The organism is Campylobacter concisus (assembly GCF_015230015.1).
GTDB classification, from domain to species: Bacteria; Campylobacterota; Campylobacteria; order Campylobacterales; family Campylobacteraceae; genus Campylobacter_A; species Campylobacter_A concisus_AF.
In genome coordinates this window covers 24,425-44,799 of sequence record NZ_JAAKZC010000009.1, presented here as the reverse complement: position 1 = coordinate 44,799, position 20,375 = coordinate 24,425, and the positions used below count along the sequence as shown (strand labels likewise).

Sequence of the window (20,375 nt, the reverse complement as noted above, 5' to 3'; positions counted from 1 at the left end):
TTAAATTTAAAATTTTAAATTTGATGTGAAATTTAGCTTGCTCGCTAAGTCAAATTTGACTATTTCTTAGCTTTTGGCTCCTCTTCTTCTACCGTCTTATTCGCTTCTTGCTCTTTAAACTCTTCAAAAAGCTCATCATATCTAGCCTTTGCGTTTTCGTAGACGCCAGAAGGCAGAGTGATGTTTAGATCATCCTTTAGGCTTAGTACGTCATCGCAAGCATTTTGATAGCCAAGGTCGCAGCTTTTCATAAAATAACTCACTCCAAGCTCGATATTTGAGTGCTTTTTTAGATCATTATCCATCTGCTCGTTTATCTCTTCATTTACAAACATATCGCCCAAAGCCTCGCAAGAAAGCACATCTTTTTGCTCGCAACCATCATAAAAAATTTCATACGCAGTTGCGTAGTCTCCGGCGTTTATGGCCTCGTTGCCCCTGTCGTAGTCGTCGATGTCAAAGCCAGAGGCTAAGCTTAAGATTAGAACTAAAAAAACTATCTTTTTCATACAAAACTCGGTGCGTCGTTTGAAAATAGTATAAGATCGCCAGCGTGCGTGTTTTGGGCTAAAATTTCTTGCATTTTATTCTTGTCCTTTAGGATGATGATCTTTGGTTTTACGATGTGCTTTAGCAGGACTTCGGCATTTAGCGAGCTTGTGATGATGACAAGGTCAAAAATCTCATTTATCACCTTGGCTAAATTTGCATTTTGCTCTGCATCGCTCTCGACGATACCAGGCGTTAGCAGCACTTTTCTGCCAGCGTAAGTACTTACAAGCTCGTAGCTTGCGCTCATGCCTGAGAAATTTCCATTAAAGCTATCGTCTATTATCAGCTTGCCACCAGCCTCGATCTTGCTTAGGCGGTGCTCGACGTTTTTCATCTTAGATAGCGCACTATTTATCGCCTCATCGCTCATTTTTAGGTAGCTAGCGACCTTGATGCAGACGGCTAAATTTGTAGCATTAAATTTGCCAAGTAGCGGCGAAGCGTAGTTTTTGCCATCAAGCATAAATGAAATTCCATCTAAATTTGCATTTATATCTTTTAGGCTTTCGTCGTAAATTTCTAAATTTTCGCTTGGCTCTTTATTTGTCGAGCTATGTAAAAATGCCCTTTGCAAGCGCTCGCTTTGCAGTGCTTCAAGCTTAGTTGCACGGATATTATCAAGCGTTTTAAAGTACTCAATGTGCTGAGCGCCGATCTCGCCTACGATTACTATTTGTGGATTTAGAAATTTAGTGATCTCTAGGATGTCGCCCTTTAGTCTAGCGCCTGCTTCTGCGATGTAAATTTGCGTTTGCTCGCTTAAATTTTCATTGATATCTTTAATGATGCCAGCCATTGTATTCACACTTCGAGGCGTTTTGTAGCAGACAAAGCTATCTTTTAAAATTTCAAAGAGAAAATTTTTGATACTCGTTTTGCCATAGCTTGCGGTGATCAAGATAATCTTTAGCTCTTTGTTTGCGCCCAGTTTTTTAAGCGCCTTATTTTTAAAGCCTTGAAATTTGATCTTTTCTAAAATTTCACTAAAAAATAGGCTCACGACCAAGACAAAAAGTGGCATAGGAGCCAAAAATGCCTTGTGGATGATGAAATTTAAAGCGTAGTTTAAGATGATAGCGCAAGCAAGGATGGCAAAAAAGTGCTTGATCCTAGCAGTAAAGACTAGCTTTTTATCAAGCTTTTTATGCCAAAGATAAAGAGCTGGCAAAAGCGCAAAGTAAAAATAGATGAAAAACCACTTGCCAGTCGTGTAAAATAGCACCAAAGGCACTATAAAGAAAAAGACGTGCCAAGCAGGCTTTGTGAAGTGAAAGAGCACACGCTCGGGCCTATAAGAAAACCACTGGAAGCAAGTGATCACATAAAAAGCAAGTGCAAAGATAAATAAAACTGTGCTTAGACTTAAAAATATACTCATCTTATCTCCTCGATCCCGCTCTCATCGTCATCTAATACGACATTTTTTGCTTCATTTGGCTCAAAATTTATCCCTTTTTCTATCTCGTCACTTATAAATTTAGCGTGAAGCAAAAAGAAAAAGTGATCGCCGCTAAGTGGGAAAAATGAGCTATTTTTAATAAGTCTATCTATGCTCTCGCCGCTTGTTACGGGTGTTGCCTTGTCATTTTCTCCCCAAAAGATAAAAGCCCTGCCCCCAAAGTCAGCAAAATGCTTTGTAAAATCCTCATCAACAACGTTTTTTAGGGTCTCATACATCACTCTACTCATGCCGCTCACATCTTTTGTAGCAAAGAGTTTATAAAATTTACCAAAGCCAAATATCTTTAAAATTTTAAATATTGCTATCTTTACTCGCACGATAAATGGCTTTTTGACAACTATGCCAGCAGAGCTTAAAAGCACTAGATATGGTGGTTTTAGAAGCGTTGCGACCTTGCCGCCAAAGCTGTGTCCTGCGATGATGTCTGGTTTTATGCCAAGCTCGTCACAGAAATTTGCAACGATCTTTGCGTAGTCACTTGTTCTTAAAGGCTTAAAAATGGAGCTTTTGCCAAAGCCTGGCATATCGATATAGATGTGGCAAAACTCGCTTAGATATGAGCCAAAAGCCTTTTTCATTATCTCTTTATTAGCACCCCAGCCGTGCAAGAAAAGCACTACTTTTTTGCATTTTGGATTTACTACTTCGTAGCTGATCTCGTACTCGTCTGAGCCGTATTTTACTGCCCTACTCGCCATCGTTTTCTCTCTTTTTAGCAGCGTAAATGCTCTCTAGCACGCTTACAGCCTCGCAAAGGCGCTCATACTCTTCCATATTTAAAAGGACAGCTTCAAATTTGTTGTTTTTGACGATGACAGCGCGCTTTAGCTCGCTAGCTCCCACACGAGAAAGGACAGAGCTAAAATTTCTAACCACCTCGGTTGCCGTATAAATTTCATCTTTTGTAAAAGTTACCATTGTCGCTCTTTATGTAAAATTTTACGTAAAATATCACAAACTACTTTATATATCGCTAAATAGCCTAGAGCTTGCCGCTGCCTTTTACCGAAGTGATCGAGTTTATAAAATTATAATCAATCTTTATATCACGCTCTTTTGGAAGTGAGTTTGCAAGGCCATTTAGTGTGCTCTCAAAGTCCTCAAATAGGTAGTTCGCAAGACTTCCTGGGTTTGGATTGATCTCGTTTAGATAGACCTCGTCATCTATCACGAAAAAGTCGCATCTAATGATCGCTCCGTCAAATCCACAATCATAAATTTTAGAAAAGTTAAATTTAAGCTTTTGCTTTAGCTCTTCAGAAATTTCCGCCTCTTTTACCTTATTTTCATTTGAAAAACTTAGATATTTTTGCTCGTAGTCAAGAAATTCTTTCTTTTTTGGCTCTTCGATGATAGAAAATTTGATCTTTCCATCGATCCTGCATCCTGCTAGGTTATACTCTTTGACGCCTTTTATAAAAGGCTCTACCAAAACATCTTTATCAAATTCAAACGCCACGTCTTTTGCGTATGCAAGCTCGCTATCGTCATGCACGACGCTCACGCCGATGCTGCTGCCTAGTCTTGCTGGCTTTAATATAATAGGATAGTGAAATTTTGGCTCATTTTGGCGAGTTAGCATCTCATAGTCAAGCGCCTTTACGCCAGCTTTTTGCGCTAGAAATTTAGTAAGCTCTTTGTTGTAGCTAAGTGTGCTTGCTTCAAGCCTTGGACCTATGTATTTTATGTCGTAAAAGTCAAAAAGTGCCGCTATCTTGCCGTCTTCGCCGTCCATGCCGTGGATCAAATTTATGATGACATCGCACTCAACTTTGTTTGTGCCAAAAAGCGAGTGCGTGTAAAAGCCACCTTTTGCTAAAGATAGTTTCTTTGAATTTTTGTATTTGCCAGAGCTAAAGAAATTTGCTCTCATATCTTTTTGCTCTATCAAGTAAAAGTCCCTACCTGCATCGCAAAATATAAATTTTAGCTCCTGTTTTAGGACGTTTTTTAAAACTATCGCGCTTACTATGCTTATCTCATGCTCAAAACTCTTTGCCCCAAATATCACGCCTAAATTCATCTTTTTTATCCTTATCCTAGTTTTTTAAGTGCCTCTTTTATAAGATCGCTCGTGTTTTCACTCTTGCAATCAGGCAAAATTTTCACTATCTTCTCACGCTTAAAGCCAAGTGCCTCAAGCGCCAAAAGTGCTTCATTTTGGTAGCTTGGCACGCTCTCGTCGCTTATTAGTTTAGCGTCGCTTAGCTCGGCTATTATCCGCCTAGCAGTCTTTGGTCCGATGCCTGGCACGCTCTTAAAAGTATCCGCATCGCCGCTTATTATGGCGTTTGTAAATGCCTGTGAGCTAAGGCTTGAGCAAACCGCCATCGCTGTACTTGCCCCTATGCCATTTAGCTTGATAAGCATCTCAAACATCTTTTGCTCGTTTGCGTCTAAAAAGCCGTAGAGTAAATTTGTGTCCTCTCTTATGATCTGCGTTATAGCAAGCTCGGTTTTTTCGCCTTTGCTAAGTTTTGCTGAGCAAAAAAGCGAGATGAAAATTCCATAACTTACGCCGCTATTTGTCTTAAGTATCACAAATGCAGGCTCTTTTTTTGTAACGACGCCTTCGATTGCTTTTATCATCATTTAACCTTTTGTTCCATGAAATTTATATCCGCGTAGTCTTCAAGTTTGTTTGACTTTTTGATCTTATATTCGACCTCGCCGCCGTTGTCAAATTTATCCAAAGTGATGACGTGGGCGGTCTCATTTTGCTTTGATATGTAGGTGACGTTTTGCGGAGGATCAACGATGACAAATCTTATCTCATTTAGCTCGATCCATGTGCCTCTGTTTATCACTTTGGCTGAAAATATGCCATTTTGCATGATCTCAAGCTCATCTTTTAGGTTAGAAAGTAGCTCTTTTTTCTCTTTGAAAATTCTAAGCAAGGTGTTGTATTCATTAACGAGCCCTTGGTACTCTTTTAGCTTTTTCATAAATGTAACTGGCGGTATCACCTTTGCCTTTGAGAGCTCCTCGATCTTGGCTTTTATCGTATAGATCGAGTCTTTGTTCTCATTTATGACGTTTTTCTTGCTCTCTATGTTTTTTAGAAGCGTAGCTAGCTCTGACTTGGTACTCTCTATCTTGCCTAACTGATCTTGCGTAGCCTCCGCACTCTCAGGCATCTTGCTAGCGTCAATGATAAATTTATTATCAGTTCCTCTTAGGTATCTAACGTCTATTAGGTGCGAGGCTGTGATGGTGCAGTTTGAGCCAAGCGTGTCTATCTGGATGTTTTGAGCTGTTATAGAGCCACCAACTACGCTATTTATCTTCACTCTTTTTGCTATGACGGTGCCACCTTCAAGCCTATCTATCTCGACGCTTTCAGCCTCGACTTTTCCGATGTGGATAGAAATTTTGGCGTGTTTGGCATAAATTTTAGCCTTTTGGTGAGTTTGACCGCCTATATTTACCTCGTTTGCCTTGACCATCGCATTTGCGCCGACGTTTCCTTTTACTTCGATCTCGTCAGCCTCTACGATGATGCCAGTGCCGATCGCATCTTTTATCGTGTCAGTCTCACGAACTACTAATGTAACGTTTGTGTCGGTGCCTGCTTGGATAGAGCCAGTCGTTTTAAAATTTGCTTCATTTATCTCTATGCGCTCTTCGATGTCAAAAGAGCCGTTTTTCTCGACCACGTAGCCTGCTTTTTTAGCGATATATTTCACACTTTCATCATTTTCCACACGCTCTATGTTTTCGCTTATGCTGATCTCTTTTCCACTATCTTCTTGCGGCTTTGGCACCTCTATGAGCTTGCCTCTTACGTCGCGACCATTTGCACCCTCGTGTGACTTTTTCTCCTCCATTATCACTTCATCTTTTGCCACGCCAAAAACAAATCCCCTATCAGCGTAATCAACTTTGTCCTCGTCTTTTAGCTCATCAAGCTTATCTTTGTAGTAGTAGATGATCTTAGCATCGATCGCCTTTTTAGGGTTGATGCCTTGGGTTAAATTTAGCGTGTAGTCCTTGTCAAGCTCGCCTTTTACGTGAATTATTGAGGCGATTTGCTTTAGCTCCTCTTTTAGCTTGCCGATCCTTATGCCTATTAAAATTTGAGCTTTCATAAGCTGTTTTGCGATGTATTCATAAAGCTTATCTTCGTAGTGTTGTTCGTATTCGCACTCTTTGCTCGCCCTAACCTTTGCGATGACCTTTGTGATGGTTGAATTTACGCCGATGTCTATCTTTGGCAACTTTGGCGTGGCATTTAGCCTAACGTCAAAAAACTCCACGTCATAGACCTGCTCGATCTCTAGCGTCTCGTCAAGATAAAATGTGTTGTCATCAAAAAAGCTTAAATTTTCTTCAGGGACAAAAACTGGCTCGACGTTATCTTTATTTTTGTAGTAAGTTAAGATATTTGAGAGTTTGTAATCTATAAATTCTACCGGCACGCTATATTGTTTGCTTAACTCTTTAAGCGATAGATAAGGCGTTGAAGTTTGAATTTGCGTTGGCGGTAAAAATCTCTCGTTTTCTTGCACGTTCTCGCTCAAATTTGATCCATTTCACATAAAATTTTGGCTCTTATTATCTCTAAAACTTTATTAAATTTGGGTTATGTAAGCTTTAAAGCATCTTTTGTTACTATTGCGTTTTAAATTTACTAGGTGGGCGATGTTTATAAAAGGCTTTTTTTCAAACTCGGTTGGCATCATGACTTCAAGGATTTTAGGGCTTATAAGAGACCTTCTTACAGCTTCTATCCTTGGTGCTGGTATGTTTAGCGACCTCTTTTTTATAGCTTTTAAGATACCAAATTTATTTCGCCGTATCTTTGGTGAGGGCGCTTTTACACAGGCATTTTTGCCAAATTTTACAAATAGCAAGAAAAAGGCGATCTTTCAAGCTGAAATTTTCATCAAATTTCTACTTTTTATAGGCGCATTAACGCTTCTTGTAAATTTATTTACGCCCTATTTTATAAAGATCATCGCAAGCGGTTTAAGCGAGCAAAATATCACAGACGCAGTGCCGCTTGTGCGTATAAATTTCTACTATCTAGCCCTTGTTTATATCGTCACATTTATGGGTGCGCTTCTTCAGTATAAAGGGCATTTTGCCACGACTGCGTTTTCGACTGCGCTTTTAAATTTAGCCATGATCGCTTCACTACTTTTGGCTCGTGGCAAGAGTGAGAGCGTAGTTGCACTTTATCTTAGCTTTGGCGTTGTTGCAGGCGGCATTTTGCAGGTTTTAGTGCATCTGCTAGCCATGAAATTTAACGCCTTAAATAAAATTTTTTGGGGTGGTCTAAGCGGATATTTTAAAGGAAAAAGAGCCTCCACAAAGGGATTTTTTACAAATTTCTACCACGGCTTGCTAGGATCTAGTGCGATGCAGATAAGCGCATTTATGGATACTTGGCTAGCGAGCTTCTTGGTAAGTGGCTCGATAAGCTACCTCTTTTATGCAAATAGAATCTTCCAGCTCCCGCTTGCCATCTTTGCGATCGCACTCTCTCAGGCACTTTTCCCTAAAATCACTAGGCTTTTAAAGCAAAAAGACGAAGCAAACGCCCTAGTTTGGACGAAAAAGAGCTTTTATCTGCTCCTTTGTGCCCTGCTAGCTGCGACGATCGCAGGCGTTGTGCTAAGCGAGTTTATCATCTGGCTCTTGTTTGAAAGGGGAAATTTCACAAGGGCAAACACCATTGAGTGCGCCAAGGTGCTAAGTGCTTATTTGGTGGGGCTTACGCCATTTGGACTGGCTAAAATTTTCTCACTTTGGCTCTACGCAAAAATGAAGCAAAAAGAGGCAGCCAAAATTTCTATCATCTGCCTTGTGATAAATTTGATCCTAGCTGTCATTTTAATGCAGAAATTTGGAGCTGCTGGCCTTGCATTTGCAAGCTCGCTTGGGGGATTTTTGCAGCTTATTTTATATATAAGAGCCTTTGGAGCTAAGAGATTTTTAGCTATAATCGAGCCTAAATTTATAGCCGCTATCGCTGTTGCAGCGGTTTTGCTCTATTTTGGTTTAATATTTTTAAAGGATATATTTAATGCGAATTTTTGATACTTCTAAAAGAGAAAAAGTAGAATTTAGCCCGATTAAAGTTGGTGAAGCGAGCATCTATCTGTGCGGCCCAACAGTCTATGACGACGCGCATTTGGGACATGCAAAGTCAGCCGTTAGCTTTGATCTTTTAAGAAGGGTATTAAAAGCGCTTGGCTACAAGGTCAAATTTGCAAGAAACTACACCGACATCGACGATAAAATTTTAAATAAAATGGCGCAGACTGGCCAAAGCCTAGAAGAGATAACAAACAAATATATAGCGCACTACGAGAGCGATATGAGCGCTTTAAACGTGCTTGATCCAGACTTTAAACCAAAGGCTACGCAGTGCTTGAAGGCGATCATTAGCTACATCGAGCTGCTTATGCAAAAAGGGGCAGCGTATAAAACCAGTGATGGAATTTACTTTGATACGAGTAAGGATAGTGGATATTTTAGCATTAGCGGTAAGGATAACAACACCGATCTAATCGCTAGAGTGGCGAGTTTTGGCGAGAAAAGAGATGAAAAAGACTTTGTGCTTTGGAAATTTGACGAAAAATGGTACGAGAGCCCATTTGGCAAGGGTCGCCCTGGCTGGCACACCGAGTGCGTAGCGATGATAAGGGAGTTTTTAAGCAATAAAGAAAATGATAAATTTGAGATCGACATCCACGCTGGCGGCATCGACCTACTCTTTCCACACCACGAAAATGAAGCTAGCCAGTGCAGATGCGCTTATCACAAGAATTTAAGCAAATACTGGATGCACAACGGATTTATAAAAGTAAATAACGAAAAGATGAGCAAGAGCCTAAACAACAGCTTTTTCGTAAAGGACGCCCTAAAAAACGTTCATGGTGAAGTGCTTAGATATTACTTGCTTACGAGCCATTATAGGGCTCATTTTAACTATTCAGATGAAGATCTAGTGGCCTCAAAGAAGAGGCTTGATAAAATTTACCGCCTCAAAAAAAGAGTTGATGGCGTCGAGGCTAGCAGTGCAAACGAGAGCTTTAAAAACGAGCTACTTGAGGCACTAAGCGATGATCTAAACGCTTCAAAAGCGCTTGCAAGCGTCGATGAGTTTGTAAAAACGGCAAATGAAAGACTTGATAGCAACCCAAAAGATAAAGCTTACAAGGCCGAAGTGGTGGCAAATTTAGAGCTAATAGGCGAAATTTTAGGCATTGCTGTCACAAACTATGTAGAGTATTTTCAGTTTGGGGTAAGTGACGAGCAAAAAGAGCAGATAAAAAGGCTTCTTGATGAACGCGCGGTAGCCAAAAAAGAGAGAAATTTTGCAAGGGCTGATGAGATAAGAGATGAGTTAGAAAAGATGAATATCTCTATCATGGATACGCCAAATGGCGCAGTTTGGGAGAGAAATAATGAATAATTTTGGCTTAAAAGATGTATTAAAGCGCTTTGGTCCTTACTTTAAAGACTATATCCCACACTTTATCTTTGCCATCATTGGCATGGCTCTAGCAAGCGGCGGAACGGCGGCAAGTGCCTATCTAGTTGAGCCTGTGCTAAATAAAATTTTCGTTGAAAAAAATGAAAAGCTGCTTTATCTACTGCCTTGTGCCATCATCGCAATCTACGTTATAAAAAATATAGGAACCTTTATGCAGGCCTATTTCACGGCATATATCGGACAAGATACGATTAGGAGATTTCGCGAAAAGTTAGTCGGACACCTCATAAATTTAGATATGGACTTTTTTAATACCTTTAGGACAGGTGAGCTAATAAGCAGAACCATCAACGACATCGACCGCATAAGGTCGATAGTCTCAAGCATGATCCCTGAGCTTATAAGGGAATTTATAACGATCATCGGCCTACTTTGTGTCGTCATATATCAAAGCCCAAAGCTGGCGTTTTTTGCCCTTGTAGTCATGCCAGTGGCGATCTATCCGATCTCGCGCCTTGCTAAAAGGATGAAGAAAATTTCAAAGCAGTCGCAAGAAAAAACTTCAGACATCACCTCTGCGCTTAGTGAAATTTTTACAAATATTGAGATAATCAAGGCAAATAACGCCCAAAAATACGAGCATTCACGCTTTGTTGATGAAAATAATAAATTTTTTAGGCTAAATTTAAAAACCGTAAAGATCGAACAACTAGTAAGCCCACTAATGGAGACTATAGGATCTATCGGCGTTGCAGCCGTCATCATCATAGGCGGCAAGGACGTCATCGACGGACATATAAATATGGGCGCATTTTTTTCATTTTTAACAGCGCTTTTTATGCTCTACACCCCACTAAAACGCATCGTAAACATCTATAATAGAATGCAAGACGCCATCGCAGCCAGCGAAAGAACGTTTTTCTTGATGGATAAGGTAAGCCAGATAAAAGATGGCGAAAAAGAGCTAGATGAAGAGATAAAACTTATCAAATTTAACAACGTCCGCCTAAACTACGGCGATAAAGAGGTCTTAAAAGGAATAAATTTAGAGGCAAATAAGTCAGAATTTATAGCCCTTGTTGGCTCAAGTGGTGGCGGAAAAACCTCGCTTATGAATTTGCTTATGAGATTTTACGACGTAAATGGTGGCGAAATTTTGATAAACGGTACAAATTTAAAAGATATCAAAATTCACTCACTTCGCCAAAATATCGGCCTTGTGACCCAGCGTGTATATATATTTAACGATACGATCGCCAAAAACGTAGCTTACGGCAGAGAATTTAACGAAGAGGCCGTTGTAAACGCACTAAAAATGGCAAATGCCTATGAGTTTGTAAGCAAACTTGATGATGGTATCCACTATATCTTAAACGAATTTGGCACCAACCTTTCAGGTGGCCAAAGACAGCGTATTGCCATAGCTAGAGCGCTCTATCAAAACCCACAAATTCTCATCTTTGACGAGGCCACTTCTGCACTTGATAACGAGAGTGAAAAAGAGATCACAAAAGCCATAAACAACCTTAGAAACAAAAAGATCATCTTTGTCATCGCTCACCGCTTAAGCACGGTCGAGAGTGCCGATAAGATCGCGGTTTTAAGTGATGGCAAGATAGTTGATACTGGAAGCGACGAGGAGCTTAGCAAGAGAAATGAAATTTATGCAAAACTTAAGGGCAAAGCCTTAGTTTAAGGCGATTTTTGCTAAGATTTGCGTAAATTTTTAGGCATTTTAAAGAGGTTAAAATGAGCTTAAACTACGATACTTTAAAATCTATATTTTTTAAATTTGATCCTGAAACTGCCCACAAGATCGCTGAAGTAGCGATGGTTGGGGCAAATAAAATCTTCCCTGGCTCGCTAAGCTTTTTAGCGCACAAATGCGTGGTCGATGACAATGCGCTAAAACAAAATTTATTCTCAAGCACCTACCACAACCCAGTTGGCATAGCTGGCGGCTTTGATAAAAACGCAACGATGTTTGAGGCGCTTACCGCACTTGGCTTTGGGCATTTAGAATTTGGCACATTTACACCAAAACCGCAGCCTGGCAACGACAAACCAAGGCTTTTTAGGCTCATAGACGAAGAGAGCATTCAAAATGCGATGGGCTTTAATAACGAAGGCTGTGAAGCTATCAAAAATAGAGTAAAAAAGATATATCCTTTTACCATACCGATCTGGGCAAACATCGGTAAAAACAAGGTTACACCAAACGAAGACGCAATAAAAGACTATGAAATTTTAGTAAAAGAATTTAGTGAAATTTGCGATACATTTGTCATAAACGTCTCATCGCCAAACACGCCAAATTTAAGAGCGCTTCAAGATGAGAGCTTCATAAAAGAGCTTTTTAGCGTCATTTTGCCACTTACTAAAAAGCCGATCATCTTTAAAATAGCTCCGGACATGAGCCACGAAGATGCGATCAAACTTTGTAGCTGCGCGGTAGAAAACGGCGCTAGTGGCGTGCTTGTTTCAAATACAAGCGTTGATTACTCACTCTCTCACTCATCAAATTTAAAAGATTTTGGCGGACTAAGCGGCAAGGTGATCGCTCAAAAGTCAAAAGATATATTTAAAGCCGTGGCTGACGAGCTTTACGGCAAGACGACACTTATCGCATGTGGCGGCATAGATAGCGGTGCAGAGGCTTATGAGCGCATAAAAATGGGGGCAAATTTGGTGCAAATTTTTACAAGCTTTATCTTTAAAGGGCCGATGATCGCAAGAGATATAAATTTAGAAATTTTAGAGCTTTTAAAAAGAGATGGCTTTGCTTCTATTAGCGAAGCAGTCGGCGCAAACGTTAAAAAATAGAGGGCAAGAGATTGATAAAATTTAATAAATTTAAACTAGACAACGGGCTTGAAATTTATCACGTGCCAATAAATCCTGGCTCAAAAGTGATAAGTGTCGATGTTTTTTACAAAGTTGGCTCCAGAAACGAAGTGATGGGTAAAAGTGGCATCGCCCACATGCTAGAGCATCTAAATTTCAAATCAACCAAAAATTTACGTGCAGGCGAGTTTGATGAGATAGTAAAGGGCTTTGGCGGCGTAAATAACGCAAGCACGGGCTTTGACTACACTCACTACTTCATAAAAGCCTCAAATGAAAATTTAGACAAAACGCTAGGCCTTTTTGCCGAGCTTATGAAAAATTTAAGCCTAAAAGATAAGGAATTTCAGCCTGAGCGTGAGGTGGTGCACGAGGAGCGCAGGTGGCGAACAGACAACAACCCTATGGGATACCTCTACTTTAGGCTCTACAACAACGCATTTATCTACCACCCATACCACTGGACGCCGATAGGATTTATAAAAGATATCGAAAACTGGAAGATATCTGATATAAAAGAATTTCACGCTACATATTATCAGCCAAAAAACGCCATTTTGATGATAAGTGGCGACATCGGTAAAGACGAGGCATTTAAGCTAGCTAAGAAAAACTTTAGTGGCATAAAAAACAAAAGAGCCATACCAAAACTTCACTGCAAAGAGCCTGAGCAAGATGGCGCAAGAAGGGCTATCATCTACAAAGATAGCCAAACGCAAATGCTTGCGATCGCTTATAAGATCCCAGACTTTAGGCATGCTGATCAAGTGGGGCTAAATGCGATAAGCGAGTATCTAGCCACTGGCAAAAGCTCGGTTTTACAGCAGCGCCTAGTCGATGAGCTCATGCTTGTAAATCAAATTTATGCTTACAATATGAGCTGCGTTGATGAAAATTTATTTATATTTTTAGCAGTTTGCAACCCAGACGTCGAGGCGAGCGCGGTTGAAACCGAAATTTTAAAGATCATAGATGATCTAAAGAAAAAACCGATCGACAAAGAGGACGTTTTAAGAGTTAAAAATTTGATAAAAACTGACTTTATCTACTCATTTGAGAGTGCGAGCAAGGTGGCAAATTTATACGGCTCATACCTTGCTAGAGGCGATATAAAGCCACTTTATGAGCTTGAGAAAAATATAGATAAGATAGATGCCAAGCTTTTAAAAGAGGTAGCAAATAGATATTTCAATGAAAAAACTAGCACGACAATAATCTTAAAAAAGGAATAGACGTGAAAAATTCGCTTCAAGGTGCGATGACAGCACTAATTACGCCATTTAAAAATCAAAAATTAGACGAAGCCAGTTTTGAAAAACTGATAAAAAGACAGATAAAACACGGCATAGACGTCGTTGTACCAGTGGGAACTACTGGCGAGAGCGCGACACTAACACATGATGAGCATAGAATTTGCATCGAGATCGCAGTAGATGCATGTAAAGGCACAAATGTCAAGGTACTCGCTGGAGCTGGTAGCAACGCCACTCACGAGGCCATAGATATCGCCAAATTTGCCCAAGCTCACGGCGCTCATGGCATCCTATCAGTCGCTCCTTACTACAACAAACCAACTCAAGAGGGGCTTTACGAGCACTACAAGGCCATCGCAAATAGCATAGAAATTCCGGTGCTTCTTTACAACGTCCCAGGTAGAGTTGGCGTAGATATCTTGCCAGCGACCGTTTTTAGACTTTTTAAAGATTGCCAAAACATTTATGGCATCAAAGAAGCAACAGGTAGCATCGATAGATGTGTCGATCTACTAGCTCACGAGCCTGATTTAGTAGTCATCAGCGGCGAAGATGCCATAAACTACCCTATCCTCTCAAATGGCGGAAAGGGCGTCATCTCAGTCACTGCAAACCTCTTACCAGATCAAATTTCACAGCTTACGCACCTTGCGATGAGCGAAGAGTATAAAAAAGCAAAACTGATAAATGACAACCTCTACACGATCAATAAAACGCTCTTTTGCGAGAGCAACCCGATACCGATCAAAGCGGCGATGTATCTAGCTGGACTCATCGACACTTTGGAGTACCGCTTGCCACTTTGCAAACCGAGCAAAGAAAATTTCAAAAAGATAGAAGAAGTTATTAAAAATTACGAAATAAAGGGATTTTAATGAAGGACACACTAAACGAATTTAAAGGTAAAACGCTAGTCATCAGCGGCGGCACTAGAGGTATCGGCAGAGCCATAGTCGAAGAATTTGCAAAAGCTGGCGTAAATATCGCTTTTACCTATAACTCAAACGAGGAGCTTGCCAAAGAGCAGGCAAAAGAGCTTGAGGCTACTTACAAGATAAAAGCTAGAGCCTACGCGCTAAACATCCTTGAGCCAGAGACTTATAAGGAGCTATTTTTAAAGATAGATGAGGACTTTGACAGGGTTGATTTTTTCATCTCAAACGCTATCATCTCAGGCCGCGCAGTAGCTGGCGGATACACTAAATTTATGAAGCTAAAACCAAGAGGTATAAATAATATCTTCACAGCAACCGTAAATGCCTTTGTCGTGGGCGCGCAAGAGGCTGCAAAACGCATGGAAAAGGTGGGTGGTGGCAGTATCATTAGCCTAAGTTCTACTGGAAATTTAGTCTATATCGAAAACTACGCAGGTCACGGCACGGCAAAAGCAGCCGTTGAGGCGATGGCAAGATACGCTGCGACCGAGCTTGGCGAGAAAAATATCCGTGTCAATGTCGTAAGTGGCGGTCCTATCGAGACAGACGCACTAAGAGCCTTTACAAACTACGAAGAGGTGCGCGATATGACGGCAAAGCTTAGCCCTCTAAACCGCATGGGACAGCCGACTGATCTAGCAGGAGCGTGTCTATTTTTATGCTCGTCTAAGGCTAGCTGGGTGACTGGGCATACATTTATAATAGATGGCGGTACGACTTTTAAATGAGAAATTTGAAATTTACAGGCAAAAAGGCATATTTGTGAGTTTAAATTTACCAAATGCACTGGCATTTTTTAGGATACTGCTAGCTCCGCTTATGTTTTTTATGCTCGTAAATGCGCCTAGCATCTTTACGCAGATCCACATGAGCTGGATAAACTACTTCGCAGCCCTTATCTTTGTGATCGCTTCGGTTACTGACTTTTTTGACGGCTACATTGCAAGGTGCTGGGATCAAAAGACAAAGCTTGGCGCTATCCTTGACCCTTTGGCTGATAAGATGCTGATCTTGGCGGCATTTTTAGGCCTTATGATGCTTGGCAGGGCGAGCGCTTGGGCTGTTTATCTTATCTTGGTAAGAGAGTTTTTTATAACTGGCTTTCGTGTAGTGATGGCAAGTGATGGCGTCGAGGTCGCGGCTTCGATGGCTGGCAAGGTAAAAACCGTCTCGCAGATGTTTGCGGTTGGATTTTTACTGATGAGCTGGCCTGGCGGTGAGCTTTTACTCTGGATAGCTGTTGCGCTCACGCTTTATTCTGGATTTGAGTACATTTTTGCCTACGTAAAAGCGATGAAAAAGAGTTAAATTTGAGCTGTGACCTGCAAGAGATTATTTTAAAACGCACTGCAAATTTAGAGCCAGCACTGCAAAAACAAGCCAAAAAACTAAATCAAAAGATCATTAATACATCTTTTTATCATAATGCCAAAAATTTAGAAAAGATCGGCGCTGTGATCAGCCCTGAGCTAAATGAATTTTTATTAAGCTGCGCTTTAGAATACGATAAAACGCACGCAGATAAATTTGATACGTTTGATAACGACATAGAGACTTTACGTGGCATTTGGAGTGCGATGAGCTTTTCAAAAAGCCCTGACATTTTAGACTATCTAAATATGCAAGCCACTCGCTCGGTATCGCACCGCTCGTTTGCTCATAGATACATATTTGAAATTTTACGCTTGCAAGAGAAGGCTGGCCGCACGCATCCGCTACTTGCCAAGCTTTATAGTTACTATGAGAGCTTACAAACAAAGCTACCCGTATATGAGCTTTTGCGCCGTATAGGTGTGAGCCATGCTGATCCTTATGACTTTGATATCTCGCTAAATGCTGTAAATTTTGGCTACTGGTTTAGCAATCAAGGACTAAGCGATGATGAGCTAGCCGGTAAATTTCACTTAGAAATTCGACTTTTTGCCCCTTTTATAAACAACCACACATTTGAGATAGAGCTTAGAAACGACGCTGTGCCAAGAGCTAGAATAAATTTTAACGATGAGGGCATGAGCTTTTTGCAAGAGCTACCAAGCGACGTTTTGCCCTGCCCTGATATTTTAAATTTAAAGCCATTTATAGGTCAGGTAAAGTCACGTTTTAATGTGAAATTTGACCTAGATGATAAAGATAAAACTTATTTTAGCGTTAGCAAAGGGCTAAATAGAGCCAAAATACTCTCTTGGCTAAAGGAAATTTTCGCCTAAATGGCAATGTAAATTTGAGAGTAAATTTATAAACTTTAGCTAAAATCTCATCAATTTTTTCAAAAAAAGGTAAGTTTTGAAAGGCATTTTCTTCACGCTGGCCCTGCTTTGCCTTGGGCTTTATGCGTATTCGTTTTATTTTTTAGTGACCGTTTTAGCCATTAGTTTTCTCATATTTTTTCACGAGCTTGGTCACTTTTTGGCAGCAAGATCGCTAGGCGTCAAAGTAAATACCTTTAGCATCGGCTTTGGCGAGAAAATTTGCACCAAAAACGTTGGCGGCACCGACTACTGCCTAAGCGCTATTCCACTTGGCGGATACGTGCAGCTAAAAGGGCAAGATGACACCGACCCAAAGGCTAAAAACTACGATGCTGACAGCTACAACGTGCTAAGCCCTATAAAGCGCATTTACATCCTCTTTGCAGGACCATTTTTTAACTTTATCTTGGCATTTTTCATATACATTTTGCTTGGATTTATCGGAATTGAAAAACAAGCGCCAAGTATTGGCTATATAGTTAAAGGCTCGGCTGCTGAGAGTGCTGGACTAGTTAAAAACGATAAAATTTTAGAGATAAATGGCGTAAAAATAAATGAGTGGGATGAGATCAGCAAAAATGTAAAACTCAAGCCTAGTACCATTTTAATAGATAGAAACGGCTCAATTTTAAGCATAAATTTAACACCAAAGATAGGCGAGACGATAAATATATTTAATGAAAAGATCCAGCAACCGCTAATCGGCATTAAGTCAAACGGCGAAGTGATAAAAATTTATCACACAGGTTTAGAGAGCCTAAAATTTGCCTTTGGCGAGACGATCGAGGCTTCAAAACTCATCTTTAAAAGCTTTGAAAAGCTAATCATTGGAGACATATCACCAAAAGAGGTTGGCGGTATCCTGCAAATCGCCGATGTCACATCAAAAGCCGCTCAGATAAGCCTTAGCGTGCTGCTTCTCATCACGGCACTCATCTCAGTAAATTTAGGCGTATTAAATTTATTCCCTATCCCAGCACTCGACGGCGGCCATATACTTTTTAACCTATATGAGCTTGTTTTTAGACGCGAGGTAAATGAGAGGGTGCTGGTCGTGCTCACCTACTGCGGCTGGGCGCTACTGCTTGGCATCATGGTGCTTGCGACATTTAATGACATTATGAGATTAAGCGGAGGTTTATGATGATAGTTTTAAAAGAGCTGCTTGAAAAGATCGAAAATTTAAGCAAAGACGTGACGCTAGTTGCCGTTAGCAAAAATGTCACATGCACTGAAGTAAGGGAGCTTTACGCACAAGGGCAGAGAAATTTTGGCGAAAACAGAGTCCAAGAGCTAGCCAAAAAAGAGCTAGAACTACAAAATTTCACTGACATTAAATGGCACATGATCGGACGTCTGCAAAACAATAAAATCAATCAAATGATAAGCCTAAAGCCGGTGCTTTGGCAAAGCTGCGATAGCTTCGAAAAAGCCGTGGAGGTCGATAAAAGGCTTAGCTACAAGCTAGATACGCTACTTCAGATAAACTCGGCTGATGAAGATACAAAGCAAGGTGTGAGCGTGGCAAATGCGACTGAAATTTATGAGCGCATCCAAAACGAGTGTAAAAATATAAATTTAAAAGGCGTGATGAGCATCGGAGCGCATGTGGATGAGCCAAAAGAGGTGCAAAAAAGCTTTGAACTAACATATAAAATTTATGAGAGTCTAAAACCAAAAGGCGCAAGCATCTGCTCGATGGGCATGAGTAGCGACTTCGAACTAGCGATAAAATGTGGCTCAAATATGATCCGCCTTGGGACGATGCTCTATCTATAAATAAATTTGCCTCTTTTATAGAGGCAAGATCAGTTTATTTAAATAATTTATAAATTTAGCCGATATTAAGTGCAACATCTTTAAAAGGATTTTAGATGAATGTTGCACTGCAAAAATATGATTTTATAAATTTAGATGATTTGCAAAATCTCTCCAAAAGATTTTCAAATCATGGCGATCAAAATAGCTCAAAAGTAAATTTAAGCCAGTTTAACGAGCTTTATGAAGCAAATAAAACAGATACCATCTACATAACTGAAGCTGATATCAAAGAATACAACAAACATCTAGCAATACAAAAAGCAGAAGAAATTTTAAAAGATTACGCGCAAAATTTAATAAACAGCAACAATAAGATTTACTCAGACGAACTTTCTAACAGCTTTAACAAAAACGCCTACTTTAAAAATATAAATGCCACAGATGATGCTAGCATGCTACCTGTTTTAAAAAGTGGCTACTTAGAAAATACAAAATTTAAAAATTTAAACGACTACGCCCACTCAAACACTCTAAAAACAAATTATGGCGAAGTGGAAGTCTTTTTAGACATTTATGGCGATAACGACACGCTAGGCGTTGGAAAGCTAGAAAATAATAGCGCACTTTTTAGCTTTGATAGCAATAATGACGGCACACTAGATCAAAAAGATATGCTCTTTGACAAGCTAAAAGTAAGAGGATACGACAAAGACGGAAATGAAAAAATAGCAAATTTAAGTGATGTCACGGCTAGAGTTGATCTTAGGCAGTTTATCAGCACAAATGTCATAAATCACAACCAAATAACAAGAGAAGAGCTAAACCACAAAGCAATAATCACAAATAGCCCCGATCTTTACGTAGATACAAAAGAGATCGATCACAGACACTCCTACTATGCCTCAGATCCAAATACCTTGTTTGCTGCAGAAAATAGATATGAAAAGATAGGCAAAAATGATATAAATAATTTCTTTAAAAAATATGCTCAAAATGACGGCTGGGTCGATCTAAGGCACAATAATATCTTTGGCAAGGATAGCTCTTTTAAAAATTTCGCTTACACAAAAATAGGTTTTGATGAGAGCGCAAGACTAAGCGAGTTTAACCCGATCGTCGAGCCAAGCAAAGAGCACAAAAAAGATGAAAATTTCTCATATACAAAATTTCAAAAAGATAGTTTTATGAAATTTTATAATGACTACAACGCTGAGCTTGATGCACATGAAAAGACGATAGAAAATCTTAGCGCTAATTTAAAGAAATTTGACGATAATGCGGACGCTTACATATCAAAGCTTGAAGATACAAAATCAGCCAAGATGATCGCAATGGAAAATGAATTTAAGCAAGCAACTGGGCTTGATTTTAGTATCTCAAATTTAAAAAAGGTAAAAAAGGCTTTTGCATCAAATGAAGCCACAGCTGCCACTGCACTGCGAGATAGCGATAGCGTCATATCTATGAAGCTAAATCAAGATGGCACAATAAGACTAAAATTTGATAGCGGCAGAGAACTAGACGTAAATGATCTTTACAATGACACTGGCAAACTAAATACGCCAAGCGAGCTAAAAACTAGCGTAAATTTAGAGGCGAAAAAGATGGATAATGCACAGCTAAATAGCCTAAATTTCAAAGATATCGGCGTCATGCAAAATGGCAAGATCACAAGCCTAAAAGATGCTGGAGCGATCGCTATCATCAACCTATCAAATAAATTTGAAAGTAAATTTTTAATCAGCCTAAATAGTGGCAAAAGCATATCTGTAAGAGAAATTTATAATATCAGCTACCTTGAAAACGATCTAAAAAATAAAGAAAAGATAGATGAGAGAGATAAATTTTACAAAAAGGTTGATGCTAGGGTTTAAA

Annotated in this window: 19 protein-coding genes; 12 read left to right on the top strand and 7 right to left on the bottom strand. The window is 39.9% G+C overall.

The annotated features are described in order from the left end of the window. Nucleotides 1-59: 59 nt before the first annotated feature. From G6W42_RS06210 to G6W42_RS06180, 7 genes are all read right to left on the bottom strand, one after another. Entirely contained in the window at nucleotides 60-509 is a 450-nt protein-coding gene (locus tag G6W42_RS06210; RefSeq protein WP_194173347.1) for a hypothetical protein, read from the bottom strand. After that, nucleotides 506-1,930, bottom strand: a complete 1,425-nt coding sequence (locus G6W42_RS06205; protein WP_194173346.1) for a Mur ligase family protein — start codon at nucleotides 1,928-1,930, stop codon at nucleotides 506-508. The genes G6W42_RS06210 and G6W42_RS06205 overlap by 4 nt, the downstream gene beginning before the upstream one ends. Further along, nucleotides 1,927-2,712: an alpha/beta fold hydrolase gene (locus tag G6W42_RS06200; RefSeq protein WP_194173345.1), complete on the bottom strand. Its 786-nt coding sequence runs from the start codon at nucleotides 2,710-2,712 to the stop codon at nucleotides 1,927-1,929. The genes G6W42_RS06205 and G6W42_RS06200 overlap by 4 nt, the downstream gene beginning before the upstream one ends. Continuing rightward, complete coding sequence (locus tag G6W42_RS06195; protein ID WP_002942153.1) at nucleotides 2,702-2,932, bottom strand: type II toxin-antitoxin system Phd/YefM family antitoxin; 231 nt, start codon at nucleotides 2,930-2,932, stop codon at nucleotides 2,702-2,704. The genes G6W42_RS06200 and G6W42_RS06195 overlap by 11 nt, the downstream gene beginning before the upstream one ends. A gap of 64 nt (nucleotides 2,933-2,996) precedes the next feature. Next, nucleotides 2,997-4,037, bottom strand: a complete 1,041-nt coding sequence (locus tag G6W42_RS06190) for a D-alanine--D-alanine ligase (protein WP_194173344.1) — start codon at nucleotides 4,035-4,037, stop codon at nucleotides 2,997-2,999. Nucleotides 4,038-4,048: 11 nt separating this feature from the next. Then, a complete protein-coding gene (ruvA, locus tag G6W42_RS06185; RefSeq protein ID WP_194173343.1) occupies nucleotides 4,049-4,603 on the bottom strand; it encodes a Holliday junction branch migration protein RuvA in 555 nt (184 codons plus the stop codon). Further along, on the bottom strand, nucleotides 4,603-6,534 hold the full coding sequence (locus tag G6W42_RS06180) for a flagellar assembly protein A (protein WP_194173342.1): 1,932 nt from the start codon (nucleotides 6,532-6,534) through the stop codon (nucleotides 4,603-4,605). The genes ruvA and G6W42_RS06180 overlap by 1 nt, the downstream gene beginning before the upstream one ends. Before the next feature lie 121 nt (nucleotides 6,535-6,655). On the opposite strand from G6W42_RS06180, the gene murJ reads away from it, so the two are divergent. The 12 genes from murJ to G6W42_RS06120 all read left to right on the top strand — a co-directional run bounded on the left by murJ (nucleotide 6,656) and on the right by G6W42_RS06120 (nucleotide 20,374). Next, nucleotides 6,656-8,056, top strand: a complete 1,401-nt coding sequence (gene murJ, locus G6W42_RS06175; protein ID WP_194173341.1) for a murein biosynthesis integral membrane protein MurJ — start codon at nucleotides 6,656-6,658, stop codon at nucleotides 8,054-8,056. Then, nucleotides 8,043-9,437 (top strand): cysteine--tRNA ligase, encoded by a 1,395-nt coding sequence (gene cysS / locus G6W42_RS06170; RefSeq protein WP_194173340.1) that lies wholly within the window; start codon nucleotides 8,043-8,045, stop codon nucleotides 9,435-9,437. The genes murJ and cysS overlap by 14 nt, the downstream gene beginning before the upstream one ends. Further along, nucleotides 9,430-11,154 (top strand): ABC transporter ATP-binding protein, encoded by a 1,725-nt coding sequence (locus G6W42_RS06165; RefSeq protein ID WP_194173339.1) that lies wholly within the window; start codon nucleotides 9,430-9,432, stop codon nucleotides 11,152-11,154. Before cysS ends, G6W42_RS06165 begins: the two co-directional genes overlap by 8 nt. Before the next feature lie 53 nt (nucleotides 11,155-11,207). Continuing rightward, complete coding sequence (locus tag G6W42_RS06160) at nucleotides 11,208-12,281, top strand: quinone-dependent dihydroorotate dehydrogenase (RefSeq protein WP_194173338.1); 1,074 nt, start codon at nucleotides 11,208-11,210, stop codon at nucleotides 12,279-12,281. 11 nt (nucleotides 12,282-12,292) lie between these two features. Beyond that, nucleotides 12,293-13,534 (top strand): M16 family metallopeptidase, encoded by a 1,242-nt coding sequence (locus G6W42_RS06155; protein ID WP_194173337.1) that lies wholly within the window; start codon nucleotides 12,293-12,295, stop codon nucleotides 13,532-13,534. A gap of 26 nt (nucleotides 13,535-13,560) precedes the next feature. Continuing rightward, nucleotides 13,561-14,430 carry a 4-hydroxy-tetrahydrodipicolinate synthase gene (gene dapA / locus G6W42_RS06150; RefSeq protein WP_196779955.1) on the top strand — a complete coding sequence of 290 codons (870 nt, stop codon included), beginning with the start codon at nucleotides 13,561-13,563 and terminating at the stop codon, nucleotides 14,428-14,430. Next, on the top strand, nucleotides 14,430-15,218 hold the full coding sequence (locus tag G6W42_RS06145; protein WP_021089130.1) for an enoyl-ACP reductase: 789 nt from the start codon (nucleotides 14,430-14,432) through the stop codon (nucleotides 15,216-15,218). The genes dapA and G6W42_RS06145 overlap by 1 nt, the downstream gene beginning before the upstream one ends. A 34-nt stretch (nucleotides 15,219-15,252) precedes the next feature. Beyond that, nucleotides 15,253-15,798, top strand: a complete 546-nt coding sequence (gene pgsA, locus G6W42_RS06140) for a CDP-diacylglycerol--glycerol-3-phosphate 3-phosphatidyltransferase (protein WP_194173369.1) — start codon at nucleotides 15,253-15,255, stop codon at nucleotides 15,796-15,798. 2 nt (nucleotides 15,799-15,800) lie between these two features. Next, the gene (locus G6W42_RS06135; RefSeq protein WP_194173336.1) at nucleotides 15,801-16,697 is read left to right on the top strand and encodes a hypothetical protein; all 897 of its coding nucleotides are present in this window, start codon (nucleotides 15,801-15,803) and stop codon (nucleotides 16,695-16,697) included. Between the two features lie 76 nt (nucleotides 16,698-16,773). After that, on the top strand, nucleotides 16,774-17,883 hold the full coding sequence (gene rseP, locus G6W42_RS06130; RefSeq protein ID WP_194173335.1) for an RIP metalloprotease RseP: 1,110 nt from the start codon (nucleotides 16,774-16,776) through the stop codon (nucleotides 17,881-17,883). After that, entirely contained in the window at nucleotides 17,880-18,518 is a 639-nt protein-coding gene (locus tag G6W42_RS06125) for a YggS family pyridoxal phosphate-dependent enzyme (RefSeq protein ID WP_194173334.1), read from the top strand. Before rseP ends, G6W42_RS06125 begins: the two co-directional genes overlap by 4 nt. A 95-nt stretch (nucleotides 18,519-18,613) precedes the next feature. After that, complete coding sequence (locus G6W42_RS06120) at nucleotides 18,614-20,374, top strand: response regulator (protein ID WP_194173333.1); 1,761 nt, start codon at nucleotides 18,614-18,616, stop codon at nucleotides 20,372-20,374. Nucleotide 20,375 lies beyond the last annotated feature (1 nt).

Bases quoted from the DNA above. Each gene is read 5' to 3' on its own strand.
- G6W42_RS06165 (WP_194173339.1), top strand. From the start codon at position 9,430: ATGAATAATTTTGGCTTAAAAGATGTATTAAAGCGCTTTGGTCCTTAC.
- cysS (WP_194173340.1), top strand. From the start codon at position 8,043: ATGCGAATTTTTGATACTTCTAAAAGAGAAAAAGTAGAATTTAGCCCG.
- ruvA (WP_194173343.1), bottom strand. From the start codon at position 4,603: ATGATAAAAGCAATCGAAGGCGTCGTTACAAAAAAAGAGCCTGCATTT.
- G6W42_RS06190 (WP_194173344.1), bottom strand. From the start codon at position 4,037: ATGAATTTAGGCGTGATATTTGGGGCAAAGAGTTTTGAGCATGAGATA.
- G6W42_RS06200 (WP_194173345.1), bottom strand. From the start codon at position 2,712: ATGGCGAGTAGGGCAGTAAAATACGGCTCAGACGAGTACGAGATCAGC.
- G6W42_RS06120 (WP_194173333.1), top strand. From the start codon at position 18,614: ATGAATGTTGCACTGCAAAAATATGATTTTATAAATTTAGATGATTTG.
- G6W42_RS06125 (WP_194173334.1), top strand. From the start codon at position 17,880: ATGATGATAGTTTTAAAAGAGCTGCTTGAAAAGATCGAAAATTTAAGC.
- G6W42_RS06205 (WP_194173346.1), bottom strand. From the start codon at position 1,930: ATGAGTATATTTTTAAGTCTAAGCACAGTTTTATTTATCTTTGCACTT.
- murJ (WP_194173341.1), top strand. From the start codon at position 6,656: ATGTTTATAAAAGGCTTTTTTTCAAACTCGGTTGGCATCATGACTTCA.
- G6W42_RS06145 (WP_021089130.1), top strand. From the start codon at position 14,430: ATGAAGGACACACTAAACGAATTTAAAGGTAAAACGCTAGTCATCAGC.
- G6W42_RS06210 (WP_194173347.1), bottom strand. From the start codon at position 509: ATGAAAAAGATAGTTTTTTTAGTTCTAATCTTAAGCTTAGCCTCTGGC.
- G6W42_RS06160 (WP_194173338.1), top strand. From the start codon at position 11,208: ATGAGCTTAAACTACGATACTTTAAAATCTATATTTTTTAAATTTGAT.
- G6W42_RS06195 (WP_002942153.1), bottom strand. From the start codon at position 2,932: ATGGTAACTTTTACAAAAGATGAAATTTATACGGCAACCGAGGTGGTT.
- dapA (WP_196779955.1), top strand. From the start codon at position 13,561: ATGACAGCACTAATTACGCCATTTAAAAATCAAAAATTAGACGAAGCC.